At 44.3% G+C, this 18,590-nt stretch carries 15 protein-coding genes; 4 read left to right on the forward strand and 11 right to left on the reverse strand.

Translation table 11 applies throughout. The features are described from left to right. Nucleotides 1–321 precede the first annotated feature (321 nt). Nucleotides 322–1,239 carry a LysR family transcriptional regulator gene (locus PATL_RS11885; protein WP_041713763.1) on the reverse strand — a complete coding sequence of 306 codons (918 nt, stop codon included), beginning with the start codon at nucleotides 1,237–1,239 and terminating at the stop codon, nucleotides 322–324. A gap of 87 nt (nucleotides 1,240–1,326) precedes the next feature. Here PATL_RS11885 and PATL_RS11890 point away from each other — a divergent pair, with 87 nt between their 5' ends. Beyond that, entirely contained in the window at nucleotides 1,327–2,133 is an 807-nt protein-coding gene (locus tag PATL_RS11890; protein WP_011575130.1) for a class II aldolase/adducin family protein, read from the forward strand. A 68-nt stretch (nucleotides 2,134–2,201) separates the two neighbouring features. On the opposite strand, the gene PATL_RS11895 is transcribed toward PATL_RS11890, so the two are convergent. The 8 genes from PATL_RS11895 to PATL_RS11930 all read right to left on the reverse strand — a co-directional run bounded on the left by PATL_RS11895 (nucleotide 2,202) and on the right by PATL_RS11930 (nucleotide 11,442). Then, nucleotides 2,202–3,122: a M14 family metallopeptidase gene (locus tag PATL_RS11895; RefSeq protein ID WP_011575131.1), complete on the reverse strand. Its 921-nt coding sequence runs from the start codon at nucleotides 3,120–3,122 to the stop codon at nucleotides 2,202–2,204. Between the two features lie 223 nt (nucleotides 3,123–3,345). After that, on the reverse strand, nucleotides 3,346–3,732 hold the full coding sequence (locus PATL_RS11900; protein ID WP_011575132.1) for a ribbon-helix-helix domain-containing protein: 387 nt from the start codon (nucleotides 3,730–3,732) through the stop codon (nucleotides 3,346–3,348). Nucleotides 3,733–3,871: 139 nt separating this feature from the next. Beyond that, complete coding sequence (locus tag PATL_RS11905) at nucleotides 3,872–4,510, reverse strand: HD domain-containing protein (RefSeq protein ID WP_011575133.1); 639 nt, start codon at nucleotides 4,508–4,510, stop codon at nucleotides 3,872–3,874. Nucleotides 4,511–4,684: 174 nt separating this feature from the next. Further along, nucleotides 4,685–5,020 carry an excalibur calcium-binding domain-containing protein gene (locus tag PATL_RS11910; protein ID WP_011575134.1) on the reverse strand — a complete coding sequence of 112 codons (336 nt, stop codon included), beginning with the start codon at nucleotides 5,018–5,020 and terminating at the stop codon, nucleotides 4,685–4,687. 125 nt (nucleotides 5,021–5,145) lie between these two features. After that, nucleotides 5,146–5,922: a substrate-binding periplasmic protein gene (locus PATL_RS11915; protein ID WP_011575135.1), complete on the reverse strand. Its 777-nt coding sequence runs from the start codon at nucleotides 5,920–5,922 to the stop codon at nucleotides 5,146–5,148. Nucleotides 5,923–6,162: 240 nt separating this feature from the next. Next, nucleotides 6,163–8,589 carry a TIM-barrel domain-containing protein gene (locus PATL_RS11920; RefSeq protein WP_232283219.1) on the reverse strand — a complete coding sequence of 809 codons (2,427 nt, stop codon included), beginning with the start codon at nucleotides 8,587–8,589 and terminating at the stop codon, nucleotides 6,163–6,165. A 142-nt stretch (nucleotides 8,590–8,731) separates the two neighbouring features. Beyond that, nucleotides 8,732–9,598: an alpha/beta hydrolase gene (locus tag PATL_RS11925; RefSeq protein ID WP_011575137.1), complete on the reverse strand. Its 867-nt coding sequence runs from the start codon at nucleotides 9,596–9,598 to the stop codon at nucleotides 8,732–8,734. A 47-nt stretch (nucleotides 9,599–9,645) separates the two neighbouring features. Then, entirely contained in the window at nucleotides 9,646–11,442 is a 1,797-nt protein-coding gene (locus PATL_RS11930) for an alpha-amylase family glycosyl hydrolase (RefSeq protein ID WP_086003961.1), read from the reverse strand. Between the two features lie 459 nt (nucleotides 11,443–11,901). On the opposite strand from PATL_RS11930, the gene PATL_RS22240 reads away from it, so the two are divergent. The 3 genes from PATL_RS22240 to PATL_RS11950 all read left to right on the forward strand — a co-directional run bounded on the left by PATL_RS22240 (nucleotide 11,902) and on the right by PATL_RS11950 (nucleotide 16,751). Next, nucleotides 11,902–15,417, forward strand: coding sequence for an Ig-like domain-containing protein (locus tag PATL_RS22240; RefSeq protein WP_011575139.1), 3,516 nt, complete (start codon nucleotides 11,902–11,904; stop codon nucleotides 15,415–15,417). A gap of 31 nt (nucleotides 15,418–15,448) precedes the next feature. Continuing rightward, complete coding sequence (locus PATL_RS11945) at nucleotides 15,449–15,976, forward strand: hypothetical protein (RefSeq protein ID WP_011575140.1); 528 nt, start codon at nucleotides 15,449–15,451, stop codon at nucleotides 15,974–15,976. 277 nt (nucleotides 15,977–16,253) lie between these two features. Then, complete coding sequence (locus PATL_RS11950) at nucleotides 16,254–16,751, forward strand: GAF domain-containing protein (protein ID WP_011575141.1); 498 nt, start codon at nucleotides 16,254–16,256, stop codon at nucleotides 16,749–16,751. Nucleotides 16,752–16,857: 106 nt separating this feature from the next. Here PATL_RS11950 and PATL_RS11955 read toward each other — a convergent pair whose 3' ends face one another. Next, nucleotides 16,858–18,123: a Y-family DNA polymerase gene (locus PATL_RS11955; protein WP_011575142.1), complete on the reverse strand. Its 1,266-nt coding sequence runs from the start codon at nucleotides 18,121–18,123 to the stop codon at nucleotides 16,858–16,860. Continuing rightward, a complete protein-coding gene (locus PATL_RS11960) occupies nucleotides 18,123–18,527 on the reverse strand; it encodes a LexA family protein (RefSeq protein ID WP_011575143.1) in 405 nt (134 codons plus the stop codon). Before PATL_RS11960 ends, PATL_RS11955 begins: the two co-directional genes overlap by 1 nt. Nucleotides 18,528–18,590: the final 63 nt, after the last annotated feature.

The following is an 18,590-nucleotide window of genomic DNA, read 5'->3' on the forward strand; positions in this document are numbered from 1 at the left end:
AAACACCCGCCACTTTCGCCAACAAAGTGGCATTGAGCAGACCCCCTTGCTTGATTAAATATCTATTCATCAATCTCACTCCTCCTGTTGCGAATAAAATTTGGATCCCATCACATCATGGATCGCACATCACGAAGTAAACATAAAATAGGTTTCCCAGGCATTGATGAAAAAAGTCATTGTCCTTATTGGTAAACAGGTTAATACACATTTGCACGTTCGCCCAAACGAACGATGTTCCTGTATTGAGTTACGCTCATCGATTCTTAGTGGAACGTCCAAGACGTATATTGTTGCAAGGCGCTTACTTCTTTTAGAACCCTAAGATGGCGGGGGAATAACGCGTTTAGCAATAGCCAGTAGCTTCTGCCGCATCCAACTATTCAGTGGGTCGTGCTCCGCTTGCTTATGCCAGTACATGTGTACAGGCAAAATGGGTACCTCGAACGGCAAAGGAACGACCTCAACGGGCATTTGTTGTTTTAGTAATCGCGCATAGGCGTTGGGCATGGTGAGCAACATGTCACAGCGACTGATGACACTGGTTGCAGCAAAGTAATGTTCACATTTTAAAGCAAACTTGCGCGCAACAGCATGTTTAGCCAGTGCCATATCTACGGTATTGACCGCAGAATCTTTAAAGGTCACTAACGCATGCTCGGCCTTAATGTAATTAGCCAAGCTCATATCAGATAATATGGGGTGGCCTTTGCGGCAAATTAACGAAAAATGTTCATCACAAATCAATGTATGATGAATATCATTACTGGTTGGTGTAAGCACATCGATTACGATGTCGAGAGCTTGGCTTTCAAGAGCAGCCTCCATGTCTAGACGGCTCACTTGGCGGCTGTGCACTGTAATATTTGGAGTGTTAGCCATCAGATCAGTGGCCAATTCAGGAAAGAATATAGACTCGAGGATATCCCTAAAACCAAACTTCATTTCGCGCTGATATTGATGGACGTCAAAGTCGCCAATGTCGTGCAAAGTGGACTCTAGCTCTGCCACCGAGCTAAGTACCCTGGGCATAATCGTTTGGCACAGTTGAGTGGCGATCATTTTGCGTCCGTGGCGCACAAATAGCGGATCCTGATATTTATCTCTGAGCCTTGAAAGTGCATGACTCACCGCGGGTTGACTGAGATGGAGTCGTTTACCTGCTCCAGTAATTGAGCCTTCTTGGTAAACCGCGACAAGAATAAGAAATAAATTTAAATCAATTTTACTATGCAACATATTCATACTTTGGAATAAAATAACATCATTCGTATTTATTCTATTAGTTATTAGACTGGTGTCAAATCATCCAAATTGGAGTAAGACGTGAGCAACAAGATTCAACAAGATGCGAAACACATGGCTATTGGCGCAGGTAAATTTAAAATTCCGATGCCGCCCTCGTTTAGTGATAAATTTGAACAACGTGAATACGAAAAACAACACTTAGCCGCGGGTTTTAGAGCGTTTGCGCTACATCATTTTGATGAAGGTTTAGCTGGCCATATTACCCTGCGCGACTGCATAGAGCCTGATACGTTTTGGGTCAACCCTCTAGGTATTCATTTTTCTATGATTAAGGCGTCTGATTTAGTGCGTATTGATCATCTAGGAAATATTATTGATGGTGCACATGCCGTCAATAACGCTGCATTTGCAATACATTCTCGTCTCCATATGGCCCGGCCTGATGTGAATGCGGTTGCTCACGCGCACACTAAATATGGCAGAGCATTTTCTTCATTAGGCCAACCTCTGCTACCAATTTCTCAAGACGCGTGCATGTTCTTTGAAAATCACGGTATTTTTGCCACGTTCACAGGTGTAGTGGCTGAAAAAGAGGAAGGCGATATGATTGCTGAATCGCTGGGTGAACACAGTGCGGTTATTTTACAAAATCATGGTCTTATCACAGTGGGCTCATCGGTTGATGCAGCTGTGGCAAACTTTATTTTGATGGATAGCTGTTGTCAAAGCCAGTTACTGGCACAAGCTGCGGGGCCATTGACCTTAATAAATCCAGATATTGCCCGTAAGACCAAAGCAGCCAACGGCTCTGAGCTCGTGACTTGGGGCAATTTCCAGCCTTTATATTCGATGTTGTTAGCGCAAGACGCCAGTTTCTTAGAGTAGGCATTACGCCCAAACCTAGCCTATCGAGATGAACAACGCTGTTACGCCTTGTTCATCTATTGGCGTTATCAGCCTTGTTGACGCAAGTAATCTAATGCGCCTATTACTGCAGCGACTTGGGCCAGAACGCACTCTTCCGGCGTAGCCGTTTCGCTATCAGGATAGACCTCAGTGGTTGTAGTGTAGCGTGCATTAGAAAACCCAGCACATAAGCCTAAATCTTTCAGTGCATAGTTAATGACCCCGTGTTGCGTCATAGGTGCACCGATCAATTTACCTTCGCTATCAGGCAACGCGATATGCGTGACTTGCTCAACACTTTTCACCACCGCACGTTGAAATGCATCTTGCGGATTTTGGGTATCGCCGACGGTGTAAAAGCCATCAGGAATTTGCCATATATCTTGCACAACTCCGTCTCTTGCACCAAGGGCTGGTCTAAACTCGCTGTTATCAGTGTCAGTCGTCTCATGTAAATCAATATGAGCGTGGATCGTTAGGCCGAGATTGCTCACATACGCCATGATTTGAGCCGCTTCTGGTGACATACTTTGGGGTACAAATGAGCGATTTGGATCTATCGCCATTGGGTTCCAACGATTGATTGTTTCGTATCCCCACGGGCTGATACAGGGAGCGATGATAAGGTTAAAGTCCGTTAAATAATCAATCCCGTGACGCATAGCAAAACGCAATGCCCCTTGAACACCACTTGTCTCATAACCGTGCACTCCACCGGTGACTAATACAGTTGGTTTATTGAGGTCGAATTCTTTGCTGGTAATAGCATAGAGGGCGTAAGGGCCGCTTTCGTAATCCAGCGTGCCGTATTGCTCCACATTAAATTGAGAGCGAAGGCTGTCGATATGAACAACCACTTCATTTTGATAGCTTCGCTTAATGGTTTGTTGCGTTAACCATTGGTCTTTTTCAGATTGTGTCCAAGGAATACCGGGTCTACCGATGTGATACGTGAGCTCTTGATTCATGAATTACCTTACAGATTTTTATCTAAACACGGTCAGTGACAATGCGTAGTATCATAAAGTATTTGCTGAGCAGTGTCAGAGAGAGACCAAATTATTCAAATTTAAATCAATACTCTATTGTCAGCTTATCTTGACTGTGAGGAATAGAACCTTGACGTGCTAAAGAGCCGACGATGTCACTCAGTTGAGTAACATCGCATATGATAGGGAATGTTTATACAGGCTATACGGAAGGCTCTCGGGTAAAGCATCGACGCCTTGCTAAAGTACGTTGATTTTCCTGGCTAAGCAGCATGTCTATACCCTCTTTTTTCATAGGTGTTTTTTCACAGCGAGTTAGTTCGCCATCCGCGACCAAGGATAAATATCGACTGCAACACACCCGCAAAAAGGAAGTAAAGTTACTTAAATCTAACTCTGCTTCTTGTGATTCAAAATAAAGCTTGGTGATGAGCTGATTAACCGACATATCATCACGGAAGGCAATTTCGGCTAACACATCCCAAAAGAAATTTTCTAATCGAATTGAGGTCACAACACCTTCTATGCGCAATGACTTAGTTCTACTCAACCATTGTTCTGATTCTGCCTCAATGAACAACTGACACATACTAAAGCTCCTTTTAGAATGTCCTGACATACTTTAACGATAAATGAGTGTGTTCCAACTTGGAACCACGTACGAAGTTAATCATGAAGCACACCAGATAGGGTAACAAAACTATACTACAAAGTGCTTGGCTCTGCTTTTACCGCCGCAGTAAACCCATTTCGTGACGCAATTGACGTAAATAGTGATGCATGAAATCAGTTCTGATCCGCCCTTCTCTTTTCGCTTCCTCGGTGTGAAGCATTTCCTCTATCCTGAGCAATTTTTGAAAAAAATGATCAAGAGTAAACTGTGAATCATCGACATCTCTATACAAAGCAAAAGGATCATCAGGCTCGTAAAAATCGCGCTGTATCGAGGTACCCACTTGCAAACATCTTGCAACACCTATCGCTCCAATGGCGTCTAGTCTGTCAGCGTCTTGCACCGCGCAAGCTTCTAAGCTTTTAGGTGCGACATTAGCACTGTAGCTATGTGCAACAATAGCGTGATGAATATGGTCAAAATGCGTTTTTGGGTAGCCAATTTCGGATAAGAAGGTCACCGCTTTATCCGCCGCTAAGCGTGAGCTTGACGCTCTCTCAGGATGATCCTTTGGCAAAGTCACACAATCATGTAACCACACCGCGGGCATAACAACCCACTCGTCAGCCTTTTCCGCTTCACATAACTGTTTCGCATTTAGAACAACCCGCTTAACGTGTTGAAAATCATGGGCGGCGTCGGTGTCCATTTCTACTTTTATGAACTCAGCCATTTTGACCACGAATAGGTCCATTTTGGTCCACCTAATAACTCGTGCGTTACATCATCAAAGGTTGTATATTTTTCAATCACCTATTTTTAATAAGGTTATCGAATTACTTGAAGAATTAGGCACTATAATTGGTACGAAAACGAGCAGTTCGAATTACAAACAGTACATTATTCGGAATATTTACTAAACGCTAGCCTAAAAGCGGGTGTCATTTTCACACGGTATTCCGTCATCATCGCCGTCCATTCTTGTATCTGGACAATGCTGTAAAAAATATTCAGCTTCAGCGCGAGATGTCATTTGTCCGCAATATTGGCGACCATCACAACGAAAATTCATTATCATGGGTGCCGGTTTTCTTGCTGGTGACGCTGATACTTTGGGTATTTGGTTAGCCCGCATTTCCACGGGAGATTGTCGCGTAGGTTTTTGCGCTTGTTCTGATTGCGAAGTATTCGATTGTGCTTCTGGCTCCCCAATATATTGAAGAGCAGCAAACAGCACAGCCGCTAAAATGATTAATTTTCCCATTTTCGAATTCTTTATCTATGCCCTAGCTTAGGGCAACAATATAACAACATTTGCCATCCAAACCAGCGTCGATAGGTATTTAAAGGCGTACATAGCTATTTTTTCAATGACCTATGCTGCTTAGTTTAATCTCGCAGTGCCCCAAGCGGGTTAATCTGTAACATCTTGTTCTGTTTATATTCTTTATGCATTTGGGAATACCGTTCCAATAGGCTTGCCAGCCATACCCTGTACTTATCAGACTTTAGTGTTTCATTTACATCAATTAGTAAGCCGGTATGAGGTGATTTTTTTGAAAAGGAAAAGTACAGATCGCCTTTCAGTAATCCATTAGGTGAGTCGACAATTTCACTATTAAGATCATACAGATTCAGCAAGTGTCGTCCAGATTGACGACCAAGTATCACTGCGTCAATTCTGTTAAGTTTCAACATCGATAACAATGCTTGATGATTTTTGACGCGAATGACGTGGCTATTGTTAGCTAAATAATCATCTAACTCATTGCCTAGGCTTACACCACGGACTAAGCCTATTAATTTGCCTTTAAGCGTTTCTAGGCCGTTAAAGTCAAAGTAATTGTCTTTATTGACGAACATAGCATTTTCATTCATTGCCATTGGCTCAGAGGAAAACACTGAATATTCTTCACGATGTGAATTTTTGAAAGAACAGATATTAAGATCAACCTCTCCTTTCTCTATCATTTGTTGGCAACGCTTCCATGGGCCTACGTAAGTAAGGTCAACATCGTATCCGAGTGCACCAAAAAGATCAGTTGCGACCCGAGCACATACTCCGACAATCTTATCGTCCTCAAGCCAATTCCATGGGGCATAATCGTGATGTCCACAGGCTGTCAATATAGGCTTGTGCTCAGCGCTCGAAACCTGAAACATCATTAAGCTTGCTATTAACCACACTACCAATCTGTAATTCAAATACTCAGCCTATATCAAATTAATCGCCTACAACGTCTCATTGTTGATTTCAGCGTGATTGAAAATAACGCAGTATGACGTAAAGCACCAATTTAAATGATGCGTAATAGTGATGCAACCAACTGATTTGAATAATAAAAGATAAAATTATCACTATGTATATAGCCACCATGCGATGGCTACCATAGTGTTATTTGAAGATTAAAACACCTGAACTGAAGTATCTGCGTCCCATCCAAATTTCACCTCAAGCGTGTTGGTTTCACTGTCCCAACGGGTCCCACGGTTTGCGTTTAAAAACGTCGTTTTGTCTTTAATCTGTGGTAATTGTTTGTCACCCACCAGCACTTGATTAATATCTTGCGGCCAATTATGGATCCAAAGTGACACCATCCTGCTTCCCGGCATGCCTTTGAATTCTCCTGTGCGTTTAAGTTCAAACACTAAAGAATCGGGTTTGCTCTCGTCAACTTGACGCTTGGCTGTGAACGTCAGCGTTTCAAATGCCTTATCGCGAATAGCGTGAGGGTTTTTACCGTCATCGTTGTACATAACGGACGTGGACGTTAACGCGCTTTTATCCGCGTAATAATGTAAATCGAGTGTTTTGGTTGAATAATCATCCGTACTCAGTACGGGTAACGTCATAGGGATAATAGCCCCACCTCTAGCCAAGACAGGCAGCAACTTTATGTCAGTAGGCATGGTTATCGTTTGATCACCCTCATAGCGCTCGTCACTCCAAAAATTGAACCAAGCTCCTTTGGGTAAGGTGATGCTGACCTCGTTCTGATTTGCTTGAGTGATAGGTTTAACCAATAACGCATCTCCCCAAAAATATTGATCCTTTACATCGATGAGCGATATGTCATTTTCGTTTTCAAAAAACATCGGACGCATCAAGGGCATACCGGTCAAACTGTTCTCAAATGCCAAAGAGTAATTGTACGGCATCATGGCGTAACGCAACTCTACATAGGTACGAAGAATATCCTTGGTTTTGCCTTTATGAAACACCGGTTCTGGGGCAATATTGTCTTGTGCGTGGGGTCTAAAAACAGGTTGAAAAATACCGTATTGCAACCAGCGAATATACATTTGCGGATCGAACACGTCGCCTCCTGCAAATCCGCCTAAATCAGAGTGAGTGTACCCCAAGCCTAGCAAGCCCATTTGCAGTGATAATTCAACTTGCGGTTTCAAGCCATCCCAAGAGCGACTGACATCACCTGTCCATGGGATCATGCCGTAGCGCTGTGAGCCAACAAAACCTGAGCGCATCATGATAAAGGGTCTGGTGTTCGGCGCTAACGACACCTGATGTTGATAAACTTGTTCCGCCCACTTATGACCGTATGCATTGTGCACCTCGTCACCGGTTGCCAACATTCCATTAAGGTTATGCTGAGCATCTGCTGGGTGCACCTCTGGCTCACCTAAATCTCCCCACCAACCCGCTACACCCTGTTTGTACAACGCTGCGTAGGTTTGGTTAAACCAATCGCGGGCGTCGTTATCGAACACATCAATTAGACCGGTATTGCCAAAGTAAAAATCGAATTGATAAGGATGACCTTCAGGATCTTTTACCAAGGCATTGTGCGTGACTGCCTCTTGCCAGTTTTTAGACGAAGACAGAATAAAAGGCTCAGTTATCACGACTGTTTTTACACCTTCTTTACGCAGATCACTGATCATCTTGACTGGCGTAGGAAAGGTCTTTTCGTCCCAACTCAAATTACCCATATGGCCTTTGATATCCGCTCCGAACCAATATAGGTCGAGCACGAGTGCATCCAATGGAAATCCGGATTCTTGGTATTGTTTTACCGTATCTCGCACTTCTTGCTCACTACGATAGCCAAAGCGCGAGGCGAAACTGCCTAATGCCCATCTAGGCGGCAAAGGCTGCTTCCCCGTCACAGTGACGAAATTTTCAATTAACGATGGGTAGGTTTTTCCTGCAACGACAATGTAACTGGTACGTCCGCCTATCGCTTCAAAGCGCATTTCATCGCTATTGCTAGCACCTAAATCCATTTCCCCGCGGGCAGAGTTGTCGAATATCAATACATACTTATTACTCGACATAACAGCGGATAAACCGAAATACATCTGATTTGACTCAGTGGTGTAGCCGTAATGCGCTTTGTTATAAAGAGGAAAGCGCTGACCGCGACGATCCATCCCCACTATGCGCTCACCCCCACCAAGTAACTTTTCATTTTCTTGCAAATCGAAACTAAAACCTCGCTTGTCAGCGTCAATGAACAAGCCTTGTTGCTCAGCTAACAGTAGTTTGTCATCACGAAAATAGCGGATCCGCAGGGGCGATTTATCTATTTGTGCACGAATACCAGGTGCGCTTAGCGTAAGGCGTGATGCATCATCTGATATCGTCAATTCTGTTTGCTTTGCGACCCCATCGATCGCAAATGATGGGAGTTGTTTAATGCCTTTGGGTTGATAAAAGACTTCAAAAGAATCACTCGCCAGTGCCGTAATGCTAAGTTGCCCTTCATCAGTTTGAATATGCAGTACTTGGCCATTCAATTCGTGTGATTGATACTCACTACTTGCCGCCGTAAATGCCAATAAAATCAGGCTAAGTCCAAATAACCGCATCATTATTTTTCGTCCAGTTGAAATGTGTATTTTTATCATAAGTAGGTGCGAATTCTCTTTAATGTGCTCATTGCTAATGCATTGCAGCAATAACATGTATCTTCAATATAGGTGTCGATTAGGCAACTCCCAATTAATAACAAGCCTAATGTATCTCAAACAGCCATTCAATCGCATCGGTAAATGAATCACCCCAAAGTTGTTCATTGTGTTGCCCACCAGCGATGGATACGAATTGCATGTTTTCACGAGGGTGACCCTGCTCTTTAATCAATCGCTGCATTTTGTCTGTATCAGCAATCATCCCGTCGCCCTCATTACTGCCGTATAACACGTATAGACGAGCGGAATCTTTGCTTCTATGTAGCCTGGTATCACTGAACACATCTTGCGAATACCAATAAGAGGGAGAAAAAATAGCGGCTTTGCCGAACACATCTGGGTAATTGTGTATGGCGTAGTGGGTGATTAAGCCGCCCATTGAGCTGCCCATCATCGCGGTGTTTTTTACATCGACTTTAGTGCGATAGTTGTTGTCGATATAAGGTTTCACTACATCCACAATCAACTGCATATATGCTTTTCCTTGTGCTTCCCCAAAGCGTTTATTGGCCCATGGACTAAGCTCATTCATCCGAAAATCACCGCCGTTATCGATGGCAACAACGATAAATTTTCGTCCTGATGTTTTAGCCAGCGCGTTTAGACTTTCATCCACTCCCCATTCTTCAGCGTAAGCCGTGGCATTATCAAACAGGTTCTGTCCGTCATGCATGTAAATAACAGGGTATGACTGAGTTTCATGCTCATAATTCGGCGGTAGATAAAGGCGAACAGTTCTTTGGCGATCCAGTTCAGGTATTAAAAACGGATAAGGTAATACAGATACATTCGACGCGGCCGACGTCGGGCGCTGAATAACTTCGCCGCAACCAGATAGTACGAAAAACGTGAACACCATACCCATCACTAAAAACAACAGACGACTCAAACTCGCTATCCAATTCCGCATTTATCCTGCCTTTACAATGTGGTTATCAAAAATTCTACCTGCGTGTTTTACTTCACGAGGTTCAGTACCACAGATTGTAACGATCCTAGCGTCATTGATATACGACCTTTTTGATTTTCCACGTTAATATTCATTTTTTGCTCACTGAGTAAATCGAACATCGTATATTCGCCATCAGGTAGCCCCCATTGAGAAATTAAGCTTTCGGGGATCACTAATTCGAACTGTTTCCCCCCTTGACTAAAGTTACTGACTACCACTATTTTTTGCTCGTCATCGAAGCGGCTGAATGCGTAAATAGACTCGCTGTATGTTGCTTCATCATTATCGTTGTTCTGATTAAGATTAACTGAATGCAAGTCCGCATAGGGCCCCGCCATCGCGCTTTGGCTTGCTGAGATACGTAACACCCGGCGATAGTAATCCCGGAGGGCTTTTTCGCTTGGGGCTAACATCGCACCGTCGAATTTTCCTTGGTTCATCCAGCGTTGATGCGCTGGAACGCCAGCATAATCAAAAATGGTGGTGCGAGAGGCTGAACCAAAGCCCATATTTTCACTGCCATCTTCCCCCACTTCTTGGCCAAAATAAATGAGTGTCGGCGCGCGGCTTATTAAGGCTGATACGACTAATGCCGGCTTTCCTAATTCACTGCTGCCAGCAAACTGAGGGCTAGCGATGCGCTGCTCATCATGATTTTCCAAAAAGTGCAGCATATGCATCTCTATATCCGCTACTTCTGAATGCGCTTTTGTAATAACAGAAGCGGGTAATTGACCTTGCATGACCCCTTTTAAACTGTCATAAAAGCCGACTTTATCGTACAAGAAGTCCATTTTTCCCTGAGTAATATACTCTCGATACTTAGTCGGATCGTACACTTCAGCCAGTAAAAATGCCTCCGGATTGGTGTGTTTAATGTGCGAATTTAGATAACTCCAAAACGCCACTGGCACCATTTCAGCCATGTCGTATCGAAACCCATCTACACCTTTTGCCAACCAGTACTGGGTAATATCACGAAATTTAATCCATGAGTCCGGCACACTCTTATTTGTCCAGAACACCACATGTTCATCGGCCGTTTTGTCGGCATATTGCGCGGGTAGCGTGGCGAAATCGTAGCTCCCATCAGGCTTAACGCCGTAATTAACTTTCACTGTTTCATACCAATCATTGGCATCAGGTTGTGCTTTGCGTGAACCATTGCCCGTCCACTTTGCGGGTGATTCTTTAAATTCCCCGTCAGCTAACGAGTGGGTTTCCCCGCCTAAAGGTTGATATCCTTGAGGGGCTTTTGGCACCGTGAAATCTTGCCCAACGACATAATAAAAGTTGTTATCTCGCGCATATTCAAGACTTACATCATCCTTTTCACCGAAATCACTCATACCATCAGGTTTTGCCAGCGATTGATAATTTCTTGCCACGTGGTTAGGCACAATATCAATGATGACTTTCATGCCGTTTTTATGCGTGCGCTTTATCAGTGCCTCGAATTCTGCCAACCGGTTTGCTGGATCATCTGCCAAATCTGGGTTAACCGTGTAATAATCCTTTACAGCATATGGCGAGCCCGCTCTGCCTTTAACCACATCGGGATCGTCATTTGAAATACCGTACTCGCTATAGTCGGTGATCACATCGTGATGGGGTACGCCCGTATACCAAATATGACTGACGCCGAGTTCTTTTATGCCTTGCAGGGCTTCATCGGTAAAATCACTGAATTTCCCAACGCCGTTTTCTTCAATGGTGCCCCATGGCTTATTGGTGGTATTGGTATTGCCAAATAACCGGGTAAACACCTGGTACACCACTGGCTTCACGTGCTCGTGCGTCATGTTCGCCACTGCGACGCCCCCCTTATATTGAACGTTTTCATCTCGCTTACCCGATTCATGCGAACAGGCAAATAAACTACTAGTAAGCACTACAAGAGGCACACTCCACGCGCGAGTAAAAGAATATGAGAGCATGTATGACAACGGTAAACGCATAAAGATAGTATCCAATACAGATAAATTAACAAATTAGTCACAAATCATACCTGCCATCCCTTACCCCGCATAGCGCCCTACATACGTATTCATCACCAAAGCAATGAAACAATCACGGTCAAGAAGCCTGTATAAGACAACCCTTCACGTAAAACACCAAACATTTTTGTTAACAATTAATTACACTTTGTTAACCAAGTAATATAATCTATTGCCCGCAACTAACCCAATTTACGTGTCGATTCAGTTTTAAGCGAGTTAGTTGAGCCTGTAAAACCACCACATACATAATAGGAACGCACTATGTTAAAAGTCATTCCGTGGTTGCTTGTAACGTCGAGTTTGGTCGCGATACCAACATACATACACGCAACGACAGAGGTAGTTGTTAATTTGAATGTCAAACATTCAGTTGAAGGTAAATCTGAATTTGAGCGCAAAAACCATATAAAACTGCATTCCACGCTAAACGATAATGATTGGCAGGGTGAAGAAGACAAACTTAAGTATATGATGGAAGAGTTAGACGTTTATTTTGGTCGAGATAACGGTGGCACCGTTTGGAATTTTAACCAAGCCATTGAGGACCCAGCCAACATAGGTTATGCAGATCCGCAGAATATCATCGCTCGGGGTCAAGCCCAGCGCGAAACCAATTGGGGACAAAACAAGTCTGCTTTACATCAATACGATGGCCGAGGAGACTTGATGATAGGCGGCCAACCCAGAGCGCATTATCTAGGTAACACTTCACCTTGTTGCGGTGGAAGTGCTTGGCAAGCAAAAGGTGGCGACGCGGTCGGTGATTTCCTTGGACAATATGTTAACGAGTTTTTTCGTTCTGCGGGTGATCCCGTGACAAAGGGACACCTAGCGCCCGTTTACTTTGAAGTGCTTAACGAACCTCTTTATCAGGTAACGGATGCGCCACATGAACTCGGATTAGAGCAGCCCATCCCGCCAATCGATATTTTTACCTTTCATAACGACGTTGCCGATGCTTTTCGACAACACAACACCCATATAAAAATTGGTGGCTTTACGGTGGCATTCCCTATATTTGAGCAAAGAGAGTTTGCTCGCTGGGAAGAAAGAATGAAGCTATTTATTGATACCAGTGGCAGCCATATGGATGTGTATTCAACCCATTTTTATGATCTTGAGGACGACAATCGTTTTAAAGGTAGTCGACTCGAAGCAACATTAGACATGATAGATCAATATTCGCTACTCGCTTTAGGTGAAACCAAACCTCACGTTATTTCAGAATATGGCGGCCGAAATAGACCCATGGAAAATGCGCCTTGGTCTGCATTACGCGATTGGTGGTTTCTTAAAACCGCTAGCCCCATGTTAATGCAATTTCTCAGTCGTCCCGATTCCGTCTTAACCTCTATTCCCTTTGTCCCCATCAAAGCGTTGTGGGGCACGGCAGCAGACGGTACGCCCTACAATTGGCGATTACTTCGTCAACAAAAGGAAGCACCGAATGAAACCGGTGAAAACTGGGTATTTACTGAAATGGTCAAATTTTATCAGCTATGGTCCGATGTAAAAGGCACTCGCGTTGATACCTTTTCCACTAACAGTGATTTCCTTATTGATAGCTATGTACAAAATGACAAAGCATATGTGCTGATCAGTAATCTTACTGAACAAGCGGAAAAAATTGTTGTGCACAAGTACGGCGCGCCTGCGTCAAGTCAGCCCACGACACGCATTAAGCATCTGTATCTCAAAGGCGCAGCCCCCGCGCTTGATGAAACAAGTCATGCGTCAGATATCCAAGAAGTCACGATTGCTGCTGAAGCGACTATGGTAATCGAATACGATTACCCTTCAGACATCGTCATCAACGAAACATCACAAGAGAAAAAGTATTTTGCCACTGAATATTTAAAACCCATTTCAGCCAATCAAATCAGTCGCTTTAATATTAATTCGGTTGCTACAAGCGCGCTTGGTGAAGGCATATTGCGCGTTGTTGTTGGGCGTAAGTTAGGCAAGTCTCTCGCACCAACTATCGCTGTTAATGGAGAAACCTTAACAGCTTCAGCACAAATTTCTGGGGATATTCAGAACACCCGAGGCGACTTTTTTGGTGTTATCGAATTTCCTGTCCCCATTGACCTTTTGCGCACTAATAACGAAATAGATGTGACCTTTGGCGATGATGGGGGACATATTGCCAGCGTGAACCTTAAAGTGTTTAGCTTCACATCAGATGTCCGCCCCAGTGCTGGCCCTGTAAAGGGGATCACTATTGAGCCCACATCGGCTGTGGTCGCTGTGGGAAGCACACTACAACTAAACCCCACTATCACCCCGTACTTTGCCACCAACCAAAATTATTTTTTGCAATCCAGTGCGCCCGAGGTGGCTACTGTAACGCAAACAGGTTTGGTGAGTGCCTTAATGCAGGGGGAAGCGAGGATCACTGCAACCACTGAAGAGGGCAGCTTTATTGCTCAGGTAGACATCGAGGTTGAGTTGCCCTCCCCTACGTCGATCACATTCGATGATCAAAGCATTTACGCAAGTACGGTATATACCGCAGGTGAAGCTATGCACGTCACCACTGAGTATGATGCTGGTACGGGCCATACTGTGACGGCAGCACTTGGCGGGGTCGAATACAGACTGCGTCATTTAACCGCTAGTTTTGGCTTAATATCTGATGTTGCTATTGTGCAAGATGGTCACGCGGTCAATACTCAACGTGGTACATCTAGCGTCGAATTAGCCCTACCCACCAATTTACAAGCCAGTGCAGACCTCCCTGATGGCGAGTTCTATTTTTTATTTGTTAGGGTGGTTTCTAGTAACGGGGAAACTCAATCAACAAGTGCTTTCCCGGTTAGTATTGAAGCAGGCAATATTGACACAAGCCCGTCGTTAACACTGGATGATGCGCGTAAATATCGCGATACAATCTACAAAACAGACCAACAACTTACTGTAACAGCACATTATCAGGCGGGCGATGGAAATACAGTGACGAGTGAGCAAGGCGGCGTGCGCTTTTACCTACGTGAACTGGACGCAAATTTTGGCCTCATCAATGACATCATTATCGAAGATGCCTCAGCAATCGGTCAACAAGTAGGTGCTGCCACCGCTACCTTTTCACTAGCAGACTTAACGCCCAGCGCAGCCTTACCTGCTGGGCATTTTTACTATTTGTTTGCTGTTTTTAATAGCACCAACGGCGATAAATATAACATTCCTGGTGTATTTCCCATTCGTATCGAGCAAGAGGTGAGTGAGCTTTCCTTGACATTTAGCGAGCCGAATTTATATCGCTCCACAGACTACGAAGTGGGCGGTTCATTAGCGGTTTCAGTTGATTTTGATATGGGTACAGGCAACGCTGTCAGTGATGAGCTAGGCGGTATACGTTTCTTCTTACGCCATCTGAGAGAAGACTACTCTATGGTTAAAGACATCATACTCGAAGATGCCAATGCAATTGGTCAGCAATCGGGCTCAGCCAGCGTCACGTTTTCCCTCGCCAATATAGCGGCGAGTGATGCACTACCCGCCAATGATTTTTACTTTCTTTATGTACTCGTCAAGTCCACTGACGGCGCCACCCAAGACCTCGCTGTGCAACGTATCAACATCGTCAGCCCTGCGTTGGTCGGCGATTACGACCTAGATGGCGACGTGGATATCAACGACATACAAAGCTTAATCGTTGCTATTCATATGCGGCAATCTATCGACCTGTCTTTTGATATGAATAGCGATGGTACGGTTAACTTACTCGACACACGACTACTCATGAACGCATGCACCCGAACCCGCTGTGCACCCTAGTCAAACAAAATAAGAATAAGGAATATATCTCATGAAAAAATTACTGTTAATTTTAGCACTGTGTTTTAGCCTACCCAGCCAAGCGAACTTGCTTACCCTAGATGTCAGTTCGCCTGAATTAAACATAGGCGAGGCGCTTTCGGTCACCGTATCCGCTACAAATTTTGATCCATTCAGTACTCTGGGCTTTGAAATAGAATTTGACACTGATCTTTTTGCTTTCGCGCCTAATTCGGTGGGCGGTGACTTAGCAAATACTGGAGCATTTATTTTTGAGGTCAGCGCACAAACGTATGGTGTTGCGATGTCTTTTATCGACTTTGAGGATTTTACGCAGCCAAACTTTAGTGCATTCACGTTTAATTTGACCGCTATTGCCTCTGGTTCCACTGACTTTACCTTAGCCAATATCCAATCCTTTATGCCCATTGACAGTGCGGCTCTAAACGCGTCAGCGCAAGTTAACTCAGTACCCGCAGCAGGCACGTTCAGCATTTTTCTTTTTACTGCATTTTGCCTCGCGCTGCGTCACCGCACTCGGGCCCGGTTAACTAGCTAAAAGGGACTAAAAAAAGAGCCATAAAACACTACCACCTCGTATCAGGCGAACATCCGCACGTGTTCGCCCTGATGCGCACATTCTCCCTGTCGGTAACGAGCAAATGGCAGCATTATCGCACCACATTTAACTGCAGATATGACAGCAATTCCTACGTTATTTTATATCTTAACCAAGGTAGTATGATAATATCGCTCGCGTTTATACGCCCTTCCCCCTTTTCACAACTTGACTAAGAAATCGACATCGAAATCCCGTCACGTTAACTGAGTATCACATGCCCGATTACCCACGGTTACCCCATGAGCTGGAACGCTTAAGTGCGTTAAAAAACTTGAATATCATTGACACAGAGCAAGACCAATTACTTGATGCGATTACCCTTGAGGCAAGAAATCATTTTAATAGCAAATCTTGTTTAATCAGCTTAATTACTGAAGACCGTCAGTGGTTTAAATCAAAACAAGGCTTGGACGTAACAGAGACACCACGAAAAATTTCATTTTGTACATACGCCATTGCCGAGGAAGAATACTTGATCATTCCAGACTCCCTTGCTGATGAGCGTTTTAAAAATAATCCTTTGGTAACAGGCGCCCCATTCATTCGCGCATACGCTGGTAGTATTTTACATACGGGCGAAGGTTACGAAGTGGGCACATTTTGTCTGTTGTTTGATAAGCCTCGTGTGTTCACTGACGAAGATATCAGCGTTTTACAACGCTTCGGCTCCGCGGCAGAAAAAGTACTAATTGAAGGTTATAGCGTTCGATAGTGTTCTTTAAGCGCGAGCTCTGACTACCTATTTTATGTAATCACAGGTTGTCTGTTTAGTACTTTAAATGATCCCTGCTATTGCTTTTTTTCAACGCCATTAAGTACTAGCACTTAATTTTTGGTATATCTCGCCACTGCGTCGTGTACTGCGGGGACAAAAACGCCCGCTTCATAGAAAAACGTTGCTCAAAGCCTTTGGCCGCCATTTGCACGGTTGAACGTCCGTAGCGCGAGTTAATATTGTCCATACATGCCATCAACCTTGAGTTGTCATTCGACGGGTTAAATAAATCATACTGATATAAATCCTGCTCATGTAAGTCCATCAACCCGACACCACATTTGTAATAATGTACACCCGGTTGAAAAAGCTGAGACATTGCACTGTCAATCACATGAAGTATATTACGCGTGTCATTTGTGGGCACAGTGAAGCGATGAAAGAAAGAGCGCCGCACATACCCGCCATTATCATGGGGAGAATTAGTGGCAAAAAGCGTCATACTACTGGTCACGCTTTTTTGTTTACGCAGTTTCACACTTACAGTTTCAGCATGACCAGCAAGCGCCGCTCGCAATTCATCATAATCAGTCACGCGACTGCCAAAACTGCGCGTACTGTATATTTCTTTTTTGGCCCCTCTTACGGTTTCCCAGCAGTGACGAATCTCGCCATTTAGCTCTCGCACCGTGTTTTCCACGATAATCGAAAACGCCTTTCTGATGTGCGACGGGTCACGGTTTGCAAGCTCCCACGCTGTGTGGATCCCCAGCGCATTCAATTTAACACCTAAACGTTTTCCTATGCCCCACACGTCAGTCACAGCCAGTTGCTTCAGCACATGCTTACGCGCATCTTCGTTATCCAGCACTGCCACGCCGATAAAACCACTCACATTTTTAGCCGCGTGATTGGCCACTTTAGCCAATGTAGGCGTCGGCCCTATGCCAACACAGATAGGCAACCTCACTTCCCGCCACACGGTTTTTCGAATACTGTTAGCAAGGTTATTCCAACCATCTTGGGGCGCAGTTGCGTCTTTACCATAATATAAAAAACATTCATCGATAGAGTACACATTGATGTCAGGGGCAAAGCGCGCGCACGTATCCATCATGCGTTGACTCAGGTCGGCATAAAGCTCGTAATTACTTGAGCGAATAACGACACCTGCCGCTTCTAGCTCTTTTTTGACCTGAAAATAAGGTACGAACTTCTTCCCGACACCCATTCGTTTGGCAATGCCACACGCTGCACAAATACAGCCATCGTTGTTGGTCAACACCACCACTGGCTTATTGCGAATACTTGGATCAAACACTTTTTCGCAACTCGCGTACATGCTGTTGGCATCACATAGAGCGAACATTACATTGGCTTTTTAAAAGGTCGATGCAGGCGGATCGAGCGCGTCACCACACCCTCTATTTGGAAATCATCGCCTTCTTGTAAAAAATAGGGGGGAAATCGATTACTGGATGACAGTAGACAACGCTGCACTTTATCAATCTTTTTACACACAAATACACCATTGAGGTTGGCGACCACCACGTCTCGATCTTTAATATCTTGGGCACGGTCGACAATCAGTAAGTCGCCGGAAAAAATACCGTCTCCGGTCATCGACTCCCCCTGTGCGATACCGATATAGGTCGCAGATGGATGGTCAATCAAGAGTTGGTCTAAATCTAGGCTTAGCTGGGTATATTCTGTTGCAGGGGATTCGAACCCAACAATACCGGCAGAGGCTTTAATAGGAATAAATTTCAACATACACTGTTATTATATACAGTATATGTCGAATTCAAATAACTTTAATTAATTTTTAGGGTGCAA

The organism is Paraglaciecola sp. T6c (assembly GCF_000014225.1).
Classification (GTDB): domain Bacteria; phylum Pseudomonadota; class Gammaproteobacteria; order Enterobacterales; family Alteromonadaceae; genus Paraglaciecola; species Paraglaciecola atlantica_A.

Coding starts and splice junctions, on each gene's coding strand:
- PATL_RS11930 (WP_086003961.1), bottom strand. CDS start 11,442: ATGACGCACGAGCACGTGAAGCCAGTGGTGTACCAGGTGTTTACCCGG.
- PATL_RS11925 (WP_011575137.1), bottom strand. CDS start 9,598: ATGCGGAATTGGATAGCGAGTTTGAGTCGTCTGTTGTTTTTAGTGATG.
- PATL_RS11920 (WP_232283219.1), bottom strand. CDS start 8,589: ATGATGCGGTTATTTGGACTTAGCCTGATTTTATTGGCATTTACGGCG.
- PATL_RS11895 (WP_011575131.1), bottom strand. CDS start 3,122: ATGAATCAAGAGCTCACGTATCACATCGGTAGACCCGGTATTCCTTGG.
- PATL_RS11950 (WP_011575141.1), top strand. CDS start 16,254: ATGCCCGATTACCCACGGTTACCCCATGAGCTGGAACGCTTAAGTGCG.
- PATL_RS11955 (WP_011575142.1), bottom strand. CDS start 18,123: ATGTTCGCTCTATGTGATGCCAACAGCATGTACGCGAGTTGCGAAAAA.
- PATL_RS11915 (WP_011575135.1), bottom strand. CDS start 5,922: ATGATGTTTCAGGTTTCGAGCGCTGAGCACAAGCCTATATTGACAGCC.
- PATL_RS11900 (WP_011575132.1), bottom strand. CDS start 3,732: ATGTGTCAGTTGTTCATTGAGGCAGAATCAGAACAATGGTTGAGTAGA.
- PATL_RS11960 (WP_011575143.1), bottom strand. CDS start 18,527: ATGTTGAAATTTATTCCTATTAAAGCCTCTGCCGGTATTGTTGGGTTC.
- PATL_RS11905 (WP_011575133.1), bottom strand. CDS start 4,510: ATGGACCTATTCGTGGTCAAAATGGCTGAGTTCATAAAAGTAGAAATG.
- PATL_RS22240 (WP_011575139.1), top strand. CDS start 11,902: ATGTTAAAAGTCATTCCGTGGTTGCTTGTAACGTCGAGTTTGGTCGCG.
- PATL_RS11945 (WP_011575140.1), top strand. CDS start 15,449: ATGAAAAAATTACTGTTAATTTTAGCACTGTGTTTTAGCCTACCCAGC.
- PATL_RS11910 (WP_011575134.1), bottom strand. CDS start 5,020: ATGGGAAAATTAATCATTTTAGCGGCTGTGCTGTTTGCTGCTCTTCAA.
- PATL_RS11885 (WP_041713763.1), bottom strand. CDS start 1,239: ATGTTGCATAGTAAAATTGATTTAAATTTATTTCTTATTCTTGTCGCG.